At 42.7% G+C, this 21,974-nt stretch carries 20 protein-coding genes; 7 read left to right on the forward strand and 13 right to left on the reverse strand.

Annotated elements, in window-relative coordinates:
- The first annotated feature begins 54 nt into the window (after positions 1–54).
- Positions 55–276: a hypothetical protein gene (locus tag HWQ38_RS26490; RefSeq protein WP_104900005.1), complete on the forward strand. Its 222-nt coding sequence runs from the start codon at positions 55–57 to the stop codon at positions 274–276.
- A 5-nt stretch (positions 277–281) separates the two neighbouring features.
- Here HWQ38_RS26490 and HWQ38_RS26495 read toward each other — a convergent pair whose 3' ends face one another.
- From HWQ38_RS26495 to HWQ38_RS26510, 4 genes are all read right to left on the reverse strand, one after another.
- Positions 282–503: a ferredoxin-thioredoxin reductase variable chain gene (locus tag HWQ38_RS26495; protein ID WP_292799652.1), complete on the reverse strand. Its 222-nt coding sequence runs from the start codon at positions 501–503 to the stop codon at positions 282–284.
- Positions 504–862: 359 nt separating this feature from the next.
- A complete protein-coding gene (locus HWQ38_RS26500) occupies positions 863–1,069 on the reverse strand; it encodes a hypothetical protein (protein ID WP_292799591.1) in 207 nt (68 codons plus the stop codon).
- Positions 1,070–1,523: 454 nt separating this feature from the next.
- Positions 1,524–1,763: a hypothetical protein gene (locus HWQ38_RS26505; protein ID WP_292799593.1), complete on the reverse strand. Its 240-nt coding sequence runs from the start codon at positions 1,761–1,763 to the stop codon at positions 1,524–1,526.
- A gap of 97 nt (positions 1,764–1,860) precedes the next feature.
- The gene (locus HWQ38_RS26510; RefSeq protein ID WP_292799595.1) at positions 1,861–3,861 is read right to left on the reverse strand and encodes a protein phosphatase 2C domain-containing protein; all 2,001 of its coding nucleotides are present in this window, start codon (positions 3,859–3,861) and stop codon (positions 1,861–1,863) included.
- A 235-nt stretch (positions 3,862–4,096) separates the two neighbouring features.
- Between HWQ38_RS26510 and HWQ38_RS26515 the strand changes: the two genes are divergently transcribed.
- Positions 4,097–4,531, forward strand: a complete 435-nt coding sequence (locus tag HWQ38_RS26515; protein ID WP_292799597.1) for an NfeD family protein — start codon at positions 4,097–4,099, stop codon at positions 4,529–4,531.
- A gap of 181 nt (positions 4,532–4,712) precedes the next feature.
- Complete coding sequence (locus HWQ38_RS26520) at positions 4,713–5,720, forward strand: SPFH domain-containing protein (protein ID WP_292799599.1); 1,008 nt, start codon at positions 4,713–4,715, stop codon at positions 5,718–5,720.
- Between the two features lie 175 nt (positions 5,721–5,895).
- On the opposite strand, the gene HWQ38_RS26525 is transcribed toward HWQ38_RS26520, so the two are convergent.
- The gene (locus HWQ38_RS26525; protein ID WP_292799602.1) at positions 5,896–6,300 is read right to left on the reverse strand and encodes a Fur family transcriptional regulator; all 405 of its coding nucleotides are present in this window, start codon (positions 6,298–6,300) and stop codon (positions 5,896–5,898) included.
- 144 nt (positions 6,301–6,444) lie between these two features.
- On the opposite strand from HWQ38_RS26525, the gene purS reads away from it, so the two are divergent.
- The 3 genes from purS (at position 6,445) to purQ (ending at position 8,370) form a co-directional block, all read left to right on the forward strand.
- The gene (gene purS, locus HWQ38_RS26530; protein WP_292799605.1) at positions 6,445–6,723 is read left to right on the forward strand and encodes a phosphoribosylformylglycinamidine synthase subunit PurS; all 279 of its coding nucleotides are present in this window, start codon (positions 6,445–6,447) and stop codon (positions 6,721–6,723) included.
- 283 nt (positions 6,724–7,006) lie between these two features.
- Complete coding sequence (locus HWQ38_RS26535) at positions 7,007–7,453, forward strand: hypothetical protein (RefSeq protein WP_292799608.1); 447 nt, start codon at positions 7,007–7,009, stop codon at positions 7,451–7,453.
- 242 nt (positions 7,454–7,695) lie between these two features.
- Positions 7,696–8,370: a phosphoribosylformylglycinamidine synthase subunit PurQ gene (gene purQ / locus HWQ38_RS26540; protein WP_292799611.1), complete on the forward strand. Its 675-nt coding sequence runs from the start codon at positions 7,696–7,698 to the stop codon at positions 8,368–8,370.
- 253 nt (positions 8,371–8,623) lie between these two features.
- On the opposite strand, the gene HWQ38_RS26545 is transcribed toward purQ, so the two are convergent.
- Both HWQ38_RS26545 and HWQ38_RS26550 read right to left on the reverse strand, forming a co-directional pair.
- Positions 8,624–9,121 carry a DUF427 domain-containing protein gene (locus tag HWQ38_RS26545; protein ID WP_292799614.1) on the reverse strand — a complete coding sequence of 166 codons (498 nt, stop codon included), beginning with the start codon at positions 9,119–9,121 and terminating at the stop codon, positions 8,624–8,626.
- A 31-nt stretch (positions 9,122–9,152) separates the two neighbouring features.
- The gene (locus HWQ38_RS26550) at positions 9,153–10,721 is read right to left on the reverse strand and encodes an HlyD family type I secretion periplasmic adaptor subunit (RefSeq protein WP_292799617.1); all 1,569 of its coding nucleotides are present in this window, start codon (positions 10,719–10,721) and stop codon (positions 9,153–9,155) included.
- A gap of 1 nt (position 10,722) precedes the next feature.
- On the opposite strand from HWQ38_RS26550, the gene HWQ38_RS26555 reads away from it, so the two are divergent.
- Entirely contained in the window at positions 10,723–10,869 is a 147-nt protein-coding gene (locus HWQ38_RS26555; RefSeq protein ID WP_292799620.1) for a hypothetical protein, read from the forward strand.
- Between the two features lie 44 nt (positions 10,870–10,913).
- Here HWQ38_RS26555 and HWQ38_RS26560 read toward each other — a convergent pair whose 3' ends face one another.
- From HWQ38_RS26560 to HWQ38_RS26585, 6 genes are all read right to left on the reverse strand, one after another.
- Positions 10,914–13,916 (reverse strand): peptidase domain-containing ABC transporter, encoded by a 3,003-nt coding sequence (locus HWQ38_RS26560; RefSeq protein ID WP_292799623.1) that lies wholly within the window; start codon positions 13,914–13,916, stop codon positions 10,914–10,916.
- 1,327 nt (positions 13,917–15,243) lie between these two features.
- Positions 15,244–16,098, reverse strand: a complete 855-nt coding sequence (locus HWQ38_RS26565; protein WP_292799626.1) for a DUF928 domain-containing protein — start codon at positions 16,096–16,098, stop codon at positions 15,244–15,246.
- Positions 16,099–16,274: 176 nt separating this feature from the next.
- A complete protein-coding gene (locus HWQ38_RS26570; protein WP_292799629.1) occupies positions 16,275–18,611 on the reverse strand; it encodes a CHASE2 domain-containing protein in 2,337 nt (778 codons plus the stop codon).
- Positions 18,612–18,791: 180 nt separating this feature from the next.
- A complete protein-coding gene (locus tag HWQ38_RS26575) occupies positions 18,792–19,745 on the reverse strand; it encodes a DUF1822 family protein (protein WP_292799632.1) in 954 nt (317 codons plus the stop codon).
- Between the two features lie 184 nt (positions 19,746–19,929).
- Positions 19,930–20,088, reverse strand: coding sequence for a hypothetical protein (locus HWQ38_RS26580; protein WP_292799635.1), 159 nt, complete (start codon positions 20,086–20,088; stop codon positions 19,930–19,932).
- A 959-nt stretch (positions 20,089–21,047) separates the two neighbouring features.
- A partial coding sequence (locus HWQ38_RS26585) for a DUF4912 domain-containing protein (RefSeq protein ID WP_292799638.1) occupies positions 21,048–21,974 on the reverse strand: 927 nt, incomplete at its 5' end.

Genomic DNA, 21,974 nt, shown 5'->3' on the forward strand with positions numbered 1-21,974 from the left:
TCCATATTCTGTACAGACGCGATGAATCGCGTCTCTCCCCACTCAATTAACTTTATGTCTAAAAATTTACCTTATATTATGCCATCTCCTCAACCTCAAGTTGAGGAAGCTTTTGCCTCTTACCAAACAACCCACCAGTTTTACCACGAAGTTCGTTCACGGTCAGAGTTTCAGCGTTATTGTGAATGGTATTATACAACAGCAGAGCAGCACCGCCAAGAGCTTAAAAGAATGCGCGGCGAACTGAATATTTTCCAGTGGTTTCGCCGCCGATAAGTGATTTATATGACCTCTAACTCATTTTCACGTAAATGGGCTTTAAACTTTTTACTAAACTGGACTACAAACGGCAAATTAGCGCTTACGGGTCTGTCTCGCCATTGGGTGGCAATACCTACTACATCGCCTTCAGTGCCTTTGATGTCAAAAGGCTGATTACGATGTTCAGGATGATGATACACTACTACCGACTCTTTAACGCGGACGCGATCGCCAACTTTCATAACAACATTTACACCTAGCATTAGCTTTTCCACAAGTATCTGCTACAAAATATATGATTAAATCGCTTAGAATTTGATTTAATCAGCTATTTCTTGACGCTTCATCGGGGTAAGACGGCGTATTTAACCCTCTGCGTCCAAGCAAGGCAGTGCGTTCTAGCGACTGCCGCACGTCTTAGGAATCCGTGCGTACTTTTTTAAGTTTTTTGCCGCGTTAATATCTATCGCCCTTACCCTCCATCTTTACCCCAAAAGCAGGGAAATGGAAGGAAATAAGCCGATATCAGATGTGCTTAGTACTTTGACAACATATCTAACCCTTTTATCTTGACTCTAGGATGTTCCCCAGGTCAACTCTTTCACCCATTTTTGTGCATAGCAGATGCACTGGCAATTTCTTCGCCAGTTTCCAGATTCCAGAGTTTGAGTGTGTTGTCCAATGAAGCAGAAATCACCTGTTTGCCATCGGGGGTGAGGGCTACTGCATTTACCCAATTGCTATGACCTGCAAGGGTGAGAAGTAAACTTCCGCCGGGGGAAATTAAGTTAGATGTTAACGGACGCAACCCTGATTTTCTTCTTAGGGGCAATACCCTGCGGTCAGCCTTCGTCTACATGAATTGCCCCTACCGTGTGTAGTTTTTTTTTAATGCAAAGGCACGCAGTGTTTTGCCAAGTAGTGCAAGATGTGATGTAAAGTTATGTGTGGTGCGATCGCTTCACAGTATCAGATCACCAGTTAAACCGTCACTCTGAATGCAGAAACTATCTTGAGTTATATCTTGCACCTGCCTATCCCGCCTGAGAATAAATTCTCAGGCTAATAGCCCAAGTCCACTAAGCGTGGACTACAACCATTATTTAGTACAGAACACCACAAAAAGGGTATGGAATTTAATAATTCGTAGGTTGGGTAGAACTTAAGTGTTACCCAACATCAAGTCTGAATATTTCGGAACCCCTTTTACAGTGACGTGTACTTAGTCTTCTTTAGAAGACTTTAGCTATAAGCCTCAGAATTCATTCTGAGGCGGTCGTGGGGACTGGTGCAAGTTCTGAGTTGAGCAACATCCCGATTGGAGTAGTTCCCATTACGACTGGAGTGGTTCCGGTTACGACTGGAGTGGTTCCGGTTACGACTGGAGTGGTTCCCATTACGACTAGAGTGGTTCTCGTTAAGACTGGAGTGGTTCCCATCACAACTGGAGTGATTCCCGTCACAACTGGAGTGGTTCCGGTTACAACTGGAGTGGTTCCCATTACGACTGAGATGACTAATATTTAAACATTGCTCATCAACATCCTAATTTTTGTGACTAACAATAGACAAGAAACCGACGATAGTTGTTACTGTAAGCTACTTCCCAGGCGGACACACTTGCTGCACTCTTTGGGGAAATTGCCGACACATCTGCTGGAATCCTTGAGGATTAATTTGCCACCAAGCAAATAATCCCATTGTACCCCCCACAAGCAACGCCAACACTACCCCCAGCCTTACCAAACCTTTACCCAGCTTAGGTTTTCTAATTAAAGTTGGTAGGATTATTGGGCTTGTAAATGGTTCCTCGGAAATATCCAAATCTAGATCCAAATCTAAATCCAAATCTAGATCCAAATCTAGCAACGATCGCGAACTTTCTGTCAAAGAAATAGGTTCTTCTAGTTCCTCTAGTTCCTCTTGTTCTTTTTGTATTTCTGCTTCTATAATCTCTTCTGGCAACGCCGGAGTCACAGGTACTAAGTATTCTGGGGAAACACGGTAATAAGTGAGAACAACCGACGTATTATCATGCCCATTTTTTTCGTTTGCCAAATTAATCCAGTTCGCAACAGCATCTTCAACTGTCAATTCACCTGTTAACACAGGTATTGCATAATTCTGCCAAGATTGTTCCACCCAGTTATTATCACTTAAACCATCAGAACACAGTAGTAATATGCCATCTTCTTCCACAATCAATCGCTGAACCTTGAGACGCAAAGATTCTGCATCTTTTGTCCCCAAGGCTTGAGTTAAAGCACTAGCATCTGCTCTCAAAATTGCTTTTCGATACAAGCTTTGACCAAGGCGTACCTCACGCGTTGCCACATCATCATCGACTGTGAGTAGCTGACAATAATTGCGAGTAATCCAATAGGCACGGCTATCGCCAATATTAGCCAAGTAAAGTTCATGGGTATTATTTGATTGCCAGCCAGTACTCGTCTGCACTCGTTGGGGAACTTGCACCGCCATGACAATAGTTGTAGCCATGCGTTCTTTGCCTTGGCGTTTTTGTTGGTTATTGCGGGCAGAAATCAGATTATTTATTACCCGCAAGCTTGCTTCTAATTGTTCCTGCAACAACTCTGGTGATACAAGTACAGTTTGTTCTGTTACCTCCGTTAGGAAGGCGCGAATTTGTAACTTTACAGACTGCACTGCCAACTTACTCGCAACTTCCCCGCCTTCATGTCCGCCAATGCCATCGCAAACAATCGACAAGTGAGGCAATAAAGGTTCATCTAAATCAGTTAAAGCATTGGGGTAGCAAGCATCTTCATTTTGCGCCATAACTGGGCCAATATCTGTGGAGCCTGCCACCTTTAGAACTAATGGCAATTCTGCCGCCGATGCCAGTAGTAAATTATTGAGTTGAATATTAATAGCTTCTAACTCAACCTCAGTTTCACACATCTGCTGGACTATATTTTCTAACCCTTTAGCTACTGATGCCTTTGCAGACGCTACCCAAAACCGCCAACACTGTCCTAGATTTTGTAAACTCAGCTTCTCATCTGCTGGTGTTTGGTAGAGTTCCAACAGGCGCACACACCAACCTTCGACTCTCAAATTATCTACTACCAGTAAACTGCGGCTAAGTCCCAATTCTGATAAAGGCGTCCAAAGTTGGAGAATTTGCCACAGCCAATAAACTTGTCGTACCGCCGTTGCTTGCTCCCATGCCTCAACAATAGTTGGATAGATATTTCCGGTCTCATCTATCGGCACATTTTCTAATAAGAGGATATCAGTTGTATCTCCCTCAAGGTAACAAGCAAACCCATAAGCCTGGGGCAAATGCAACCGCTCTTGATATAACCGTAGATAAGGAATTACTTCTTTTGGCAATTCTTCAGGTACATCTGGCGGCAGTCCCGGTTGAGTATCCAGCCAAATTTGGTGACTAATTACTTCGTATCTATCTGCAACCTTTGTACCTGCTGGGATTTGAGCAGACAATGAGCCAGTAGCCCAAAGATAGCGGTGAACTAAAGGAGTTTGGCAACTGGCACAAAAACTATCTCCCATAGGATTAATGGGGCTATTACAGCTTGGATTTATACAATAAACTATCAGTTGAGTAGAAATCATAAAAATATAAATTATAAGAAACCAATCAACTCATGAACTTCGATTAACTTTACCTGGCAATGACTTGAAAGCTAGAATAGACTGGATTTGTGTACCGCTAGCTACACCTTGTGACTGAAATTAATCAAAATTATTGGTAAAAAAACCAAGTTTTGCTTTTTGTAAATAACTTACGTCTGGCTGTATCTAATCGTAGAAATGCATTTACGTCAATGTAGAGGCTAAGAATGGCACTATGCCAAGTTTTACCTTAATCTGGCTTCTGGCAGGAGCAGTTCTGTGTCTAATGGAATTGTTCTTACCATCGGCGTTTGTCGCCTTCATGATGGGAGTTAGCGCTTTTGTGGTGGCGCTGCTGTCTGGAGTGGGTTTAGGAAGTGTATGGTTGCAAATTGTGGTTTGGCTGTTGGTTTCCACAGCACTAATCGTGCTTTCCCGTCGGTTTTTGCAACCGCGACAACGCAAATCTAAAATTCGGGATGCAGTCATAGCTGAAACCTTAACAGAAATCCTGCCTGGGAAAACAGGGCGGGTGCGGTATGAGGGAAATTCTTGGCAAGCAAGATGTGACGATGACAAATTTACTGTACCACCCCACCAAAGAGTTTATGTGGTTAGGCGAGAAGGTACTACCTTGATTGTGATACCAGAAAATTTGTTGAATTCTTAGTTATTGGGCATTGGGCATTGGGCATTGGGCATTGGGAATAAATTAATCTCTACTTCTTCATCTGCCCCACTCTTAACTTCTAACTCCAAACTCCTGGAGAGACGCGATTAATCGCGTCTCTCCAAACTCCAAACTCCTAACTTCCCTCCCCTTCCCTTTATTAAAAATCAGGAGATTCACAATGGAACAGTTCTTTTTACTAGTATTTTTAGCTCTTGGTGGTTCTGCAGTAGCAGGATCTGTGAAAGTTGTCAATCAGGGTAATCAAGCTTTGGTGGAAAGATTGGGTAGTTATAACAAAAAACTGGAACCAGGACTAAACTTTGTCATTCCTTTCCTAGATAGAGTTGTCTACCGCGAAACTATCCGAGAAAAAGTCTTAAATATTCCTCCCCAACAGTGCATCACCCGTGACAACGTTGGCATTGAGGTAGATGCAGTGTTTTACTGGCGCATCGTGGATATGGAAAAAGCCTGGTATAAGGTAGAAAATCTGGAGTCGGCAATGGTAAACATGGTGCTGACTCAAATTCGCGCCGAAATGGGACAACTAGAGTTGGATCAAACTTTTACGGCTCGTTCCCACATCAGTGAACTTTTATTACAGGATTTGGATGTTGCTACCGATCCTTGGGGTGTGAAAGTGACACGGGTAGAACTGCGAGATATTATTCCGTCTCAGGCGGTGCGAGAATCGATGGAATTGCAAATGTCGGCAGAACGACGCAAACGGGCAGCAATTTTAACTTCTGAGGGCGAACGCGAAGCTGCTGTTAATAGTGCTAGAGGTAAAGCGGAAGCCCAAATATTGGATGCAGAAGCTCGTCAAAAATCGACAATTCTGCAAGCGGAAGCTGAACAAAAGGCGATCGTTCTGAAAGCTCAAGCGGAACGTCAGCAGCAGGTTTTAAAAGCGCAGGCGATCGCAGAGTCTACAGAGATTATCGCCCAAAAGCTCCACACTAACCCCAATGCCAATAAAGCAGTAGAAGTTCTGTTTGCCTTGGGCTATCTGGATATGGGCGCGACGATTGGTAAAAGTGATAGCAGCAAAGTCTTATTTATCGATCCGCGCACTATCCCTGCTGCTTTCGAGGGTATGCGCTCCATTATCTCAAATGGTCAGGTTGACTCTAACGAGTTATTTCCTAAGCAAATACCAGGATTGGAAAATAACCGCCCTGGTTAGAAGTCTACGGTGTACACACAAGTCATCGAATTAGCCAAAACAAAACCTCAAAGAGTCCTGACTTTAATCCCTCTCCGAACTCACGGAGAGGGACAGGTTTTGCGTCTATGTTCTGGCAGCCCCAGACTTGAGTCTGTGGAAAAATAAAATGCAACATCAGATAAAATTCGTATAACTATTGAGCAATCCCAGTAGCTTGATTTATCTGGCATTGATTGCACAACCCAAAAAACTCTAGGGTGTGGTAAAAAACTTTAAACTTATGGCTGGATTCTAACTGGTTTTCTAAGTCATGAACGGGGCATTCATTAATCGGAATTGAGACACCGCATTGCAAGCAAGTAAGGTGGTGTTTGTCTTGTTGCGCTAGGCTATAGAGGGCTTCACCGTTAGCCAAATTCCGCACTTGTACCATGCCTTCGAGTTTTAAGGCATCTAGGGAGCGGTAAACTGTCGCTAAACCCATGCTCTGATTAGTGTTACGTAGTTCTACGTAAATATCCTGGGCGGAAATACCTTTTTTGATGGTTTTCAGGAGGTTGAAAATACGCTCTTGGCTGCGGGTGCGTATGGCTCTCATAGACAATTATTTAAATATGCCACTGTAGTTGAAGCTGTTAAATGGGCTAATTGATCAATTAACTTTAACCGCTTTGTAATCTTATTTTCACTCAGTTCGAGCATAAAGTTATAGTATAGCGATCGCAGCATTCACCAAAAGCCCGTGCAAACCAAGTATTTAGTCAAAATTTTCGTGACGCTTCGTCCTTCAGTCTTAGACCCTGCTGGTGTGGCTGTACAATCTGGTCTTCAGCAACTGGGATACGATAACGTTGACCAAGTGCGGATTGGTAAGTACATTGAACTCACCATCACCTCAACTGAGGAGAAAAAAGCGCGTCAAGACCTTGAGCAAATTTGTAACCAAATGCTCGCAAATCCCGTGATTGAAAATTACCGCTTTGAGATGATTGAGGTCGAAACCCAGACTGGAGTCTTTTAGCATTCGGGAGAAATTACGATAAACCCCATTTTGTCAATGAGTTAAAATACTCAAGACAAAAATGATCATCGTGTGGAGGAGAGGGAGAGTATGCGAGTGTCGGTCGTATACTCTCCCTCTTTTTGATTATCATTATTTTAAAAGTCTTTGACAGCTTAAATATTCTATGAAAAAGTTATGAAAAAGTATTGTAACGACAGAATAACTTTGTAATAAATAAACTTTATTCTCAGGTAAATTCAATTAGTAAGCTGAAATATGTGCAAAATAGGAGCGAACAAAAATGTGGTTCTTTAAAAAAGGTTATTTGGTGAGTATGTTGACTGGAATTATAAGCTTAGTGGCGAATCAAGCTTTGGCAGTAACGGCACCAGGAGCTACTATGAAGAATTCTTATCCCCAAGACAATTCATGTTTAAGCACTTCGAGTTATGGGGGAATTGTTAATAACTGTACTTACAGTGTTCAAGTCATAGGAACCCTGCAACTGGCAACAGGTTATCACGCAACATCAATCTCTATTTATGGGAATAATAGCTGGTGTCAAACAGATTCGATTAATGGTGTTGGAAACGCTTCCTTCGTTGGTTCTCAAGTTTATACTACTTCTGGCCCAAAAGTCTGGCAAACCTTGAATCTCGGCAACCTTTATGTCTATGACGGCACAGGGACAATCTTTCGATGTTCGCTCGAAGCTGGTGGGTATATAGGCAATTTCACAGCGCAGTAAGGTTTCTGGAGGTATACATTGAGAGTTTTTGCCTACATAATATACAGATGATTGCAGACTATTGAGCAGTGGCAGTAGTGGCAGACATGATGTATATTAAAAAGTTGTTGTCCAGTTTAAAGAGCTAGTTCTCATTGACTCAAATCCGTTCTTAAATAAGGTTTGATCGGTGGGCATTACTTCTTTAAACTGGACATTAATTATTTAATGCACACCTTATCCCCCACTCCCCTTGACTAATCATGAAATTCGGCGTTGTTGTTTTTCCCGGTTCTAATTGCGATCGCGATGTTGCTTATGTAACCAGAGATTTGCTCTTACAACCGACTCGCATGGTTTGGCATCAAGAAACAGACATTGCTGATTTGGATGTCGTGATCATTCCTGGTGGCTTTAGTTACGGGGATTATCTGCGCTGTGGTGCGATCGCCCGTTTTTCGCCCGTGATGCAGCAGGTTGTCGAACACGCCCAAAAGGGTAAGTTTGTCCTCGGTATTTGCAATGGTTTTCAGGTATTAACTGAAGCTGGACTTTTGCCGGGGGTATTAACCAGAAATCGGGATTTGCATTTTATCTGCGATCGCGTTCCCTTGAAAGTTGAGCGGACTAATCTCTCATGGACGCAAGCTTATACCAATAGTGAAGTGATCACTTTGCCCATTGCCCACGGCGAGGGACGATTCTACGCTGATCAAGCCACTCTCGCAGAAATTGAAGATAACGGGCAAGTCCTGTTTCGCTATCAAGGGGAAAATCCCAACGGTTCACTGAACAATATTGCCGGGATTTGCGATCGTCGAGGCAATGTGTTGGGGATGATGCCGCACCCAGAAAGGGCGTCTGACGCGATGCTGGGGAATAGCGATGGGTTGAGGTTGTTTCAGGGATTGTTGGAGAAGGTAGCGGCATTAGCGTAGAGCAAATATCAGGCGACTAGGTTGGGTTAGAGAGCATCCCAATTTTGCTTAAATCTTTTCCCTCACCCCCAGCCCCTCTCCCATCTTTGGGAGAGGGGAGACATAATTCTAGTTCCCCTTCTCCCATCTTTGGGATAAGGGCTATCAAGGTTTTTGCACATTTGGAATGCTCCCGTTAAGCTAGCGATCGCTCCAATGAATAACTAGCAACTTGGGGTGACAAGAATAAGTCGCACATCGCCTTAAAATTGCCTCACCATCCCCAAGTACCGGGAGCGCCTTTGAAAGGCCCAACAATATCACTAGTGATCCAACCGCCGTAGAAGTTACCTGGTTGTGGTTGCACCTCTTCGCCATTCACGTAGCAATTATCCATTAGATGAGCGTAAAAAGATACATAGTCTTTGAGAGATTCAAAAGCTGGTGTCGGGTTAGGGTAGAACCAAGCCGCATTATGGATTTCTTTTTCACCCACTCGGATTGTATAGTAACCAGCACTTCCTTTCCACTCGCAAAAGCTAGACTGCGGTATCAATTGCAAATATTCCATTTTGATATCCGCAGGGGGAATGTAGTAAGAAGGAGGATGACTAGTTTCTAAAACACGTTTGGCATTGTGCGTATCTGCAATTATTACTCCGTTAAAGATGATTTGGATATGTTTACTTGTGTCCTCCAAACGAGGGGGACGAGGGTAATCCCAAACTGATTCTTGTCCAGGAGCGGGTTCGATGCGTTGAGAATTAACCATTTAACAATTCAAAATTGTTTGACTACAGGTACTAACGTACCTCTTTAAGAGTATCAGTTTGCTTGGTAAACATCTCAGTGAATAAACTGATTACACTTCTTTCTTCACGCACTTTTATATTGGCACTAATCGACATACCTGATTGTAAGTTAACTTTTTTACCCTTAATCATTAAGGATTGTTTATCCAATGAAACTCTTGCCGGAAAGCGATAAAACTGATGTGTTTGATCTGGCGGTAATGCGTCTGATGCTATGTCAATCACTTTTCCCTTGATATCGCCAAACTCACTGTAAGGAAAGGAGTCAATTCTGACATCTACCTTCATCCCTTTTCGCACAAAACCAATATCTTTGTTAAGGATGAAAACTTCAGCTATATAGTTTTCATTTGGGACAATTTGCAGCAATTTTGTAGTTGGAGTCGCTACAAATCCCGGATTTTTTGCTTGTAAATCGAAAATTGTTCCCGCTACAGGCGCACGGAGTTCTTCATATTTAACATTTAACTGTGATTGAGAAATTTTACTATAGACATCTGCTAAACGCTGCTCATTATCCAGCACAACTTTCATGAATTGGCTATCGATTGCGGCAATACGCTGTTTGTTATCAGCTATCTTATCCAAAATGGTTTTATCAGAAACAGCCACCGTATTGCTTAACTCTTGTCGTCCTTTTTCTATATCAAACTGGAGGCGTTTTGTTTCCTCACCTAGTTGCGCTACTTCTGCGGTGCGGTTTTGTACTTCTTGTTGCTGGTTGAGATACTGAAGTTGAGAAATGCCACCTTCTTCTGCTAATGTCTTCAGCTTATTTAAAATTCCCTGTTGAATAGCTAAACTTGCTTTACTATCTTCCAGTTTAAATTGATTTTGACTAAATTGTTTTTTGGTTTTTTCTACTTCCAATCGCGCTGCTGAAGAGCGAGAATCTAATTCTTTTTTGGCAACTTGTAGACGTTGTTGCTCATCAATGCCTAGCGCCGAATCTTGACCGGAATTTTTCAATTGAGTCCGCAATAATTCATTTTCTTCTACTAGTGCTGACCGACTTTTCAGCAGGAAAGCAGTTTCTGGTGGCAAATTGCCGCCGAAATATAATAATTCCGAGCCTGTGGTAGTACTTGCACCCATCAATCGGCGATAAATCTGGTTTTCTTTAATTAATGCAATCCGAATTTTATTCAAAGAATTTAATTCAGCAACAGAAGCGATGGAATCAAAAGTCAGCAACAAATCTCCTGGCTTGACTGCTTGTCCATCTTTAACATTAACCGTTTTCACCACTCCACTAACAGGAGCTTGAATTTCTTTGACTGTTCCTTGCGGTTTTAGTTGCCCTGTTGCTGGCACTACTTGCTCAATTTTTGCAAAATAAGCCCAACCAATTCCAAAACAAGCTAGCGCCATTAAAGTAACCATGATTGTCCGCGACCAAATTGGAGATTGGCGCAATACAATAGATTGCTCAAATTCCTGATTGTTTGAGTTAGCTAAAGACTTTTGAGCAGCTTTCTGTTGTTTTGTAAGTACCTGTGAATCTTGCTTTGCTCCGTTTTTCTGATTGCCGTTGAGGTGATTCCCATTAAGTTGAGTCATAATGATTTTGAGTTTTGGATTTGTCGTGAGCTTTCAGTTGAACGATTTGGGATTTTTTGTCGGGTGGGCAATGTTTGCCGAAAACCTAGATTTTGATACTTGTAACATTACCGACTCTACGCTGACTGCTATATCTATGGAATGTTAATCAAATAGAGAATTTTCTGATGCCATGCCTCCAGCAATGACTAATTACAAGTTCACATCTTGTTGCTGATACAGGTAAGAATAATGACCTTTAAGAGCCATTAGTTCTTGATGGCTGCCTTGTTCTATAACCCTGCTATTATCCATGACGACAATCTTATCTGCATTACTCACGGTGTTCAGTCGGTGGGTAATAAAAAATACTGTCTCACCCTTGAATGCTTTGGCTAAATTGAGACATATTTGCCGTTCTGTGGGATAATCTAATGCGCTGGTTGCTTCATCTAAAACTAATAATTTTGGTCGTTGTAAAACAGAGCGGGCGATCGCAATTCTCTGTCGTTGTCCACCTGAAAGTGCAGAACCTCGTTCTCCCACCCGCGTATTGTAACCGTTGGGCAAGTTCATGATAAACTCGTGGGCGCACGCAACCTGAGCCGCTTCAATAATTTCTTCGGTTGTCGAATCAGGATTCGTTAGAGCAATATTTTCCTGAACGCTGCCGTCAAATAATAATGTCTCTTGGGGAACTACACCTATCTGCCGTCGCAGTGAATAAAGTTCGACTTTGGCAATATCATAACCATCAATTAAAATTCTCCCGGACTCGGTTTCGTAAAGTCTGAGTAGTAACTTCATCATCGTACTTTTACCAGACCCACTTTGTCCGACAATGCCGATAAATTTACCTGGTTCAAATTCCAGGTTGACATTAGAAAGTTGCAAAGGGCCACTTGTGCCAAACCGGAAGGAAACATTTTCATATTTCACTGCTCCCTTAATCGTCGGTAAGGGTATATTGTAGCGGTCTGTTTCTCCTTCTTGTGGTGTATCGACAATATCGCCTAAACGCTCAATAGACAAGGCAGTTTCTTGGAAACTTTGCCAAAGTTGAGCCAAGCGCAATATGGGACTGGTGACGTAACCGGATATAATCCTAAAGGCAATTAATTCGCCTAAAGTTAATTCTCCTTTAAGTACTAAATAAGCTCCTACCCATAAAACTAGTAAGCTGCTGAGTTTGTTGAGGAAGCTGCTGGTAGAGTTGGCAAGAGTAGAAGTCACAACTGTTTTAAAACCAGCAGCGACAAATCGAGCGTAACGTTCTTGCCAGGAAAAGCGCGTTCGCAATTCAATATTTTGCGCTTTTACTGTTTGAATTCCTGACATCACCTCCACTAAATAAGATTGAGTTTCGGCGTTGCGTTCGGCTTTGCCACGTAATTGTCTGCTAATGGTGGGAGAAGCAATTAAGATGACAATGATAAACACCGGAATTGTGCTTAAGCCTACTAAGGTGAGTTGCCAACTGTAAATTAGCATCACACCGATATAAACCACTGAGAATAGAGCATCTAACCCTACTGTTAAAGCAGTACCTGTGAGGAATTGGCGGATATTTTCTAGTTCGTTGATACGAGTAGAAAGTTCCCCCACCGGTCGGCGTTCAAAATAGCGCAGAGGTAGACGTAGTAAGTGGTCGATGATTTCCGACCCTAAACTCATATCGATCCGGTTAGTGGTATCAACAAATAAGTAGGTTCGTAAGGTAGTCAACACTGCCTCAAATATCCCGACTACTAATAGCAAAACCCCCAAAATATGTAAGGTACCAATACTATTTTGAGTGATAACTTTGTCAATAATTACCTGGACGACGAGAGGATTTGCCAACGCTGCCAACTGCACGAAAAAGGAAGCGATAAAGACCTCTATCAGGACTCGACGGTAGCGTGATAAATAGGGCAGAAACCATCGTAAACCAAAGCGCTCTTGGGGTGTTTCTTTGGTAGGACTGAGCAGTAATACTTTAACTTGGGGCGGAAAGTTGGTTGGATCAACATCTAATTGTTCAATCAATTGAGCGGGTTTACAACGCACAATTCCTTGGGATGGGACACCCACAACCATAGTATTCGCATCCGCCGCATATAAAACGGCAAAACTATCACCATAGCGAATCAATGCCGGTGTCGGAATGCGCGTCACAGAGGTAACTGGTAGCTCTATCAACTGCGCCTTAAGTCCGATTAACTCTGCTAGGTAAGCAGTAACTTGAAACGATATAGTACCCTGACGTTTGACTTGCTCAGTTAAAATGCGACGAACCACCTCTCGACGAAACGGCATTTCTAGTTGCTTCGCAATCATTTGGAAGCAGGCGAAGGCTGTATTTAGTTCTCCCTTACCACCAAAAAACGGGTATTTGCCTTTTAGCAAACTGTTTGAGGTCTGGGTGGCTGGCTGGGGAACTATTTCGTTTGATGCGTAGGGAATATCTAGTTCCTCGGCGCTATCTGATTTGGTGTCACTTACCACAAGTTCTATCTGATCAGGGACTTCCAAGATCAAATCTGATGGATGTATACCAAGCAACCGGGCGGGGTTTTGACCGATAACTTGGATATTGTCTCTGTCATCGTGCGCTTCTAGGCGATCGCTAGGTGATAAATTCGTTACTGTCCCACCGCCACTCACAAACCAAACTCTTTCGCTATCTAGTTGGTTGAATGAAGTTTTACCTGGAAGGAGGTAATGTATTTTCGCCTGTGGTAAGGCTTTGTAAGTGATTTCTCGGAGATTTAAAGTAGCGATCGCTTGCTTTTGCCAATAGGAACTCAGAATATCAAAAACTTCCACCAAATAACTGCGATTCTTGCGAGCATCGGCAAAAGCTGGATATAAAGCCAGAAAGCTAAAATATGCCGAGGCATTCAAGGTTAAACATACTACTTCGGTGGAAGCGATCGCTGTTTCACAGGGGACATCGCGCAACAAACCAATTTCGCCGATAATTTCCCCCGGTTGCAGTAATTTGAGAGTGATTGGCAATTGCGTCTGAGGGTCATATCCCAACAGGCGCACTTGTCCCTCATAAATGATCGTGATCCGGTCTGGGAGACTTTCTTTACCGATGATTTTCTGACCTATGCGATAGCGCCAGGCTTGCAGCTGTTCTGATAGATTGGCGATCGCCCCATCTGGTAACTGATCAAACCCTTCTAGGGTGGTGATAAATTCGGGAAAAGTGTTCTTAACGTAAGTCATATAAAACAAGTCGAAGGAATAAAGTCGAAAATATTAGGAAGTCTCTCTTTTATTAACAGTGCCAGTGTTTGGTTTTATGCTAGCAACAGCAATATTTCTGTGGCATTCAGTGTGGCTAAATATGTAAAAGTACAGAGAGTAGCTTCGTCTAATTGCATACCTGCATTCCCTTCACAGACTTACAACTGTTAGGCATTGTTCAAAACTAAAGATAGTGCAAGTTATCACTTAGTTTATGCTACATAGTTTATACTATCTTCAAATCAATATTTAGGATTGCAAGTATGCAAGATGGATACTTATCATCAAACCAAGATACAGAAACCCAGTTGTTAAACTTAGGGTTGCATTTTTTATTTATGATAATCAACATGAAACTATCACAGATGCTTTCCTAAGTAAATACCCTAATGAAGAATTATGTAATAAAAAAACTTTAAATTTCTGAATGATTTCTGAATGATTTTTGACAAATTCTTAACTCATCCCCCGGCTTGAAGCCGGGGGGAAATCGAAGTCATTAGTCATTAGTACCAATGACTAATGACTAATGACAATGGAAAGGCGGGCGGCTATTCCGGACACCCAAGAATGTTGGGATGAGATTCCCGCCGATTTTCGTTGAATATAGAGATTGACAGGATCACTGATCGCCAAAGACAGTGAGCTTGCGTTAGTAAACAGTGCCATGCCCAATTTATGAAAGAATTCTCCATCACTTTTTTGCTAGCTTAATTTAATAAAAATTAACTGGAAAAGTAAAGGTGAAGATTTTTTGATCACCTTAGAGGAGTCAATTACTAAATTTATGAAGGAAACACAATAACTGGCTTCAGTAAATTTACTAGTTTAATTAATATCAAGTCAATTTAATCCCTATGTATAAAATAACCTTACCCCACAACCAAGATAAGGTTGTCCAATTTTGCTAAGTAATTACCCGAATTTAATATTACGTAGCATTGACACTCAATTTTGTCTGCATAATCATCTCAAAGCAGATTTTTTCTGAAGTTGACATCAATGAGCTTTTTCTGTGCCCCTACCGTATATTGCATCCAAAGGAGAACCGCCATAAAGATTGTAGTGCTGCGACGATCGCATCTGTTGGCAAATGCTTGAGGGTTTGTAATTCTATATCCATTGCCCTACTTACCTTTCAGGGTTTTCTCTTTTGATTGAAAGCGGCGGGAAACTCAATTCCCTTGAGTGGGTGGAGAGGGATAGCACAACAGCCGCGCTCAGTGACCACCGCCCCGCCGATGAGCGTCATTAGTCATTAGTCATTGGTCATTGGTACTAATGACTAATGACTAATGACTAATGACTAATGACTGTCAGAGAGAATCGGTTCTGCGGCAATATCATCTAAGCGGATGCTGCTTAACAAATTCCGCCACTCTGCTTGCAGTGCTACATCTTGAGGATTATTCTGACGCAGTTGAGCCAGTATCGTCAGTGCCTCGTACCATATCCCGTTTTGGGCATAGATAGCATAGCGCTTTAGAGGTTCTGTGGTTTGTAGCTCTTTGACTGTGGCTGGATTCAGTTGGACTCGTTGTATTACCCCTTCAACAAAAGTCGGGGGAGAATTTTCTTCCTTGTCACAGTTAATGGTGAAAAACCAGTGATATTGTTTGTCTACTGCCAAAGCGGGAGCAGTGGTAGGCAGAGAAACGCGGATGACTCCTGGTTTATCTGGTAGAGCGATCGCTTTTTCGTAAATCTGGTTAGAGTCCTGATCTTGCAGCACAAATTCAACTGCATAGGGCGAATCTTTGGTATATGGCACATAGAAAAACCAACTTGGGCGTTCTACCATTGTCTGTCCCCAGACATTGATCACTGAGTTAGGTTCCTCAGTGAAAGGTGCTAAAGCAGTCAGGTCAGGTTTAGCAAGTGGACATCCACCGCGCTTCGCTCCACCACGAACGCGACCTCCAGGAGCGGAACCAGGTGGAAGTGGAGGTAGATTAAAGGCTGTGGCTTGAGCAACGGTCTTTTTCGGATCAGAGCGTAGGCGTAGCCCGCCGTAGGTCTTACCCTGAGCCTGTTGAAGGGCATCGCTAAGTGAAGAACCAACTCTTGGTTTCGCCAGTAATGGAGTCAGGCTAACTAGGAAACTGGTGCAGCTAAAGGCTACTACTAAAAACAGTTTTATCGCTGGTGAATTTGACTTCATAAAAACCCTACCTCATCTGATTTTAGATTTTAGATTTCGACTTCGCTACTTCGACCCTTCTCTACGAGACGCTGCACGAACGACAGGCTCAGGGCAGGCAAGCTCAGTACAAGTCAGTCGAACAATTTTAGATTGTGAAAGAGTTATTGCAATCCAATTTGGTTAAGTATATTTATTCAACCTTCTCTATTCCCCACCCCAACTTCTGTTTTGGAATTATAAATTGACATCAAGCCAACCATAGCTACCAACGACAAAGCCGACGGTACAAACGGCACCCAAGCACCGGAAATTAGCAGACCAAAGCAAACTAGATACAGAACACTAAAGGTAATACTGACTGCCAATATCAACCAGGGAAACGAAAGCTTTCGCCAAGCCACGACTCCCCCGACCAAAGACCAGCCCCAAATCCAGACCACCTCAACCCACAATGACCAAACCCGCAGCAACGGCCGCCTATCCTGGACAGCACTAAGGATCTGGCTGATCATATGCGCTTGTACTAACACTCCTGGCATTTGCTCATCCAAAGGAGCGCCATAGGGTGTAGGCCAGGTGTCTGGAGAATCCCCCTTTGCCACCACACCAATCAAAACAATCCTGTCTTTGATTGCATTGGGGTTAACCGGATTAGATAAAAATTCGGTTAGCTTCACTTGTTCGGCTATTTGTTTTGAAGAACGGTAGTTAAGTAAGATTTGACCACCATTAGCATCAATCTTTTGATAGCCGCCACTGCGAGATTTCAGATTTGGAAAAATAGTTTTACCCAGCTGCAAATTACCATCAGGAGTGAACTTTGGTTGAATTCCTGAAGGGCGTAGATAGAGAAAGGCCAGTTCTAGACTGAATGCAAAGGAAGCAGGACAAAATGATGTCGCCTCCTGCCTCATGAACAAAAGATGCCGACGGATAACTCCATCAGGATCATGAATAAAGTCACTGAATCCCAGGTTGCCTGGGGGGATTTCTGGTGGTGGCTTAATGCCTTTAATATTTACAGTGCCATCGCTCCCCTTACATACGCCAACCAAATTTTGAGTTTGTTGAAGACGAGTAATTAAATCTGGTTGTTTGGCTTTAAAATCACGGTAGATATCTAAGCCGATCGCACGGGGTTGGTATTGATTCAGTTTTGCCAGGAGTTTATTAAGAGATTTTTCGGAAATGGAAGCTCCAATCAAGGACTCGTTATTTTGTCTTTGAATTGCCAAATCATCATCGTCAATTGTAATTACCAGTAGTCGGGGATCAAGTCCCTCCGCAGGGCGCGATCGCATCATCAAGTCAAAGGCTTGAATCTCTAAACTTTCCACAAATCCCACCAATCTCGCCGCAAAAACCAAGGCTGTAATCGCAAAACTGGATAACAAAGTTGTCTGAAATCTGCGTCTGGTAGACAAAGCTAAATTCGGTATATCTTCAATTTTTCTAGACCTTAATTCATCCCAAGTGGGTGGTATCTGCGCGGGATTTTGGCAAATCACTGGTAGCCAAGTTGCACAGGGAAATCGATCCTCAAGTCCTTGCAACCGTTCCCGTGCTTGGCGTACCGACTGATAAAAAGATTCGCCACCGGCAAAGCCTTGGAGAAAATACTTTAAGAATTCCTTGGCAACCTGATCTGGGACTGGTTCGCGCATGACGATCATCTGAGGAATTTGTAAATCAGCCAATTCTCGCGCCAATCCCAATCCATCACAGGAGTTGAATATAGCTAGTTGCAAGCCGTTTTCAATCGCTTTCCTGAGAGCGTACTTTAATTCGCCAATGGTGAGGCTATCAGTTTTATTCAGATAAATTCGTCCGCTTTGTCCATTTCCCTGACTGGAACTGTGCCCAGCAAAAAAGAGAATATCCCAGTTTTTTCCCCAAAGATGGTCAGTCAATTGCTGACGTTGTGGTTCTACTAAAAAGCTAACCTCTGCATTATTACACTGTTGCAGTAAAGCTTGATCAGCTTGGGTGTCAATCCCCTGACTATTGCCTACAATTGCTAAAATGTTGACTAATTGATTTAAAGTACGTGGCTTGTGAATGCGATCGTAGGATGGTGAAGAAAGGGCGATTTCAGCTTTTGGGTAGCGTTCTAACAAGTCCCACAGATGCCAGGGTAATAGCTGCAATTGCCTATTTTCTGTTTGCAGAATCACTCGCACTTCTTCGCTGGACGACAATCTTTCTAACCATTTTTCCCTCAAAGGGCGAAACTCCTCTGCTCGCAGCCAGGTATTAAAGCGTGCCCGCAAAATATGGGAAGTGTTTTCGCAGTCTTGAATCATTGATACATTCGTCACCTGCATTTTATCAGCATGGAGGCGATAACGATTGCCTATCTGCCGATAACTAGACTGCCAATGACTATAATAGAGCGGCATTTCCGGGAATGAAGGTAACTTCCCCGTGATTTCTGTTGTAGCGTGCTGGTGTTCTTCACCAATTTGGAGAGTCACAGGAAACCCCTGCTCAAAACTACCCTCTCCGAATTTCAGAACCACTAACTTACCCATGCGTCGCTATCTCCCTCTACAAAATCACGCCCTGTTCTAATGTCTAATCGCAAGCTTCAGAAGCGTTTACAGACTTCTTTCAAAATCCCTAAAAGCCGACTTGAATTTTTAATTCTGAATTTTTAATTAACCAATTACCACTTATAAGTTACCGACAAAGAGGGAAAATAGCTAGATGTTTCAAATCCGAAAATGTTCGGTAATACTGGTATCATTCATGGCCACTCTCACGCTAAATTGCTCTTTAGGTTCACCGCGAAACTGTAACTGAATGTAGTTGTCTGATTTTCTAGATTGAGCTTCTAGAAATACTGTTCCCGAACTATCTAAAACGGTGAGATAAACTCCCGGCGGCAAGTAGATTTGATTCCCAGTGGCGTGCAATTGCAGATGAATACTGGTTTGTTGATCCTTTTCGGGGCTGATTTCCACAATTAACATCACGGGTTGGTTGAGAATTTGGATACCTAAATCAATCAGTTTGGCGCGTTTAGTAATTGATTCTGGTCGGTTAAGGGCATTTAGTTGCACAGTTTCAGTACTGCGAAAGGCATAAGCGGATCTAAGTTCTGGCACATTCCACAGGGATTCAATAGTCTGCCAACCTGCCTCAAATATACCAGCAAACCACTGACTCAAATTCACCAATTGGCGCAGTTGCCACAGGTGGTCGATAAACGCTTCCAATGGTTGTAGTTGTTCTAAAGGCAGTGTTTCAGTTGCGACACTAGGGATAAAACCAAGCAGCCGAGCTTCTTGGAGCGATTCATCAAATTGAACTACTAAATAACCCACCCGTTCTTCCCAGGTTTCTGGAGGAATGCAACATCTCTGCTGATGCAGATGCACAGGGCGACACTCCAGACGGCCAACTGATGGCACTTCTAAGTCAGCTACATTCCCACAAAGGCGCATAACGGGGTTCCAGCTGTCACTAGCTTGGAGGTCAGTAGGAATATCCATCATTTCCAAATAGTCATTCACCACCCACACAGCCAACGTATTCAGCCGGACTTGCTCTGCTTTTTCAGAATTTGGCTGCTGGTTAGCAAATTGCTGGGCAGTTATACGAGCTAATTGGGAAATCGGCAATGTTAAAGTCAAATCGTCTGGCTGATAGGTGGAGTTACTCATAAGTTAATCTCTAGTGATCAATGCTGCTATATACATATCATCGGCATTCACTAAATTTATGCCACAAAATAGAGAATGATTATTGAAAAAACAGAATTAGGGATTGGGGATTGGGGACTAACACTCCCAATACTCCCAAGTACCCAAATCCTCATCAGCCCTGTAACTTGATAGTACCCACACTTTAAGCGATGTCTCCGATCGCCGTTCGCGCAGCGCGATGCCCTGAGCTTGCCGTTCGCGCAGCGTCTCGTAGAGAAGTACGGGCTGTAACGCTCGTGACGCTCGATAGGGTTTGCGGTGAGGGTAAGAGTGACGGAAGTAGTGGAGTAAGAAATCTCACTGAAATTTATATAAATTCTTTGAAAAAGTTGAACTAGTACTTTGTCAAGTTGGTTTTGAGGGTTTGTAGTAAGGACTTTAGTGCTTAGAAAATAAGGACTAAAGTCCTTACTACGAACTTGCTTACCCATCAATTTCAACTTGACAGACTACTAGATTCACTTGAAATAAGTGCTTATTCTCTAGAAATTGATACTTTATTAGAGAAATATATTAAGTTTATTAATCCACAATCGAGATTTTTTATGATGAATGAAAATATGTGGATGGCTATTAAAGCTTATATTATTTCTGACTATATCAAAACAGATAATGACATAAAAATACCTTCTGAAAATAGTAATTAAATTGACCAATTAATTAAAAAACTGAAGAATAAAAATCCTGAAATAAATCATGATTACTCAAAGTTAAAGAATTTATATAACAAAAAAATGCTATTTGTTAATATTCAATAGTTAATAATCAGGGTAACTTACTATAGGAATCATATTTGATTTATGAAAAAATCTCGCTAGTCTTGTAGTAGACACTCTTGGCTAGAATGTGGCAAAAAAATTGTCGATTGGGGAGCCACTGCGTTGCGCGGGTTAAGAGCATTGTAGCAAGTGGCGTTGGAGGCTTTGCGTAACCCAACATCCTGATAATCAGTTGGGTTGCGCTCCGCTCAACCCAACCTACGTCTACGTCTAATGCACTATTTTAGCCTAGAGCGTCGACTACCTGCATTTCAAAAATCAAATACTAGTCCTATATTTGTTATTTACTAACAATACCCTCCCCCTACATCCACTCCCCTTAAGTATCCATCAAACCCCTGAATTATTGCAAACAATCTTTGTTCACTTAACTCACCAATTGTAGTCAGTACGTGTGGCTCGTTTTTTATACTGATTAACCCTCTCCCCATTTCCCCCGAAAAGGGGAGAATAGGGTTAGAGGGGTAACTCAGGGTAATCGCTAGCTTTCTGAAGTTTCCTGGGAGAACTTTTTATGGATAGTTCTAGTGGATTCCCCATCAGCAGCTACCGTGATCAGATAATCCATTAAACCATCTGAAAAGGGCAGACGTAAGTGGAAAGTACCATCGGGTTTGATTTTGATGGTATGACCACCAATATTTACAGTTGTATTTGGTTGGGTTGCTCCGTGAATAATCAACTCAGCATCGGCCACAAACCAGAAATCTCCGTGGGGATGACTGAAGACCCGAACATTAGCTGAACGAGCGATGAATAACCAAGGTAGTTTACCGCCGTAGGCATCGCCATCAGCAATATAGCCAATTTCAATCATGTAATCGCGATCGCTGACAGGAATAGCCACAAAGCGATCGCATGCTACCTCTTCACATTCATACTGCTGTACAAGCTGGGGACTTTGATAACTCAAGTCAATCCCAGTCACATCGTAGAGCCGCACTACCAATTTAGAGCCGCCTTGTTGGTGCAGCGCTGCTTTCTTGGTTTCGGAAATCTCCCAAGAGACATCAGCCGACTGGGGAGTGCGAGATGTTAACACAATACTGCTCTCTTCATCTACATCTACCAAGTCAATAGCTGTTTCACTTGTTAACGCTACATTTTCAATGGGATCTGGATGAACAGGACTGAAGACACGAACCAGCGCTGAACGGGCGATGAATAACCAGTGTTCGCCATCAGCGACATAGCCAATTTCAGCTATATAATCGCGATCGCTGATCGGAATATCTACAAGGCGATCGGATGCTGTCTCTTCACATTCATACTCTTGTACAAGCTGGGGACTTTGATAACTCAAGTCAATCCCAGTCACATCGTAGAGCCGCACTACCAATTTAGAGCCGCCTTGTTGGTGCAGCGCTGCTTTCTTGGTTTCGGAAATCTCCCAAGAGACATCAGCCGA

The organism is Nostoc sp. NMS7 (assembly GCF_017115085.1).
In the GTDB taxonomy this organism is placed as follows: domain Bacteria; phylum Cyanobacteriota; class Cyanobacteriia; order Cyanobacteriales; family Nostocaceae; genus Nostoc.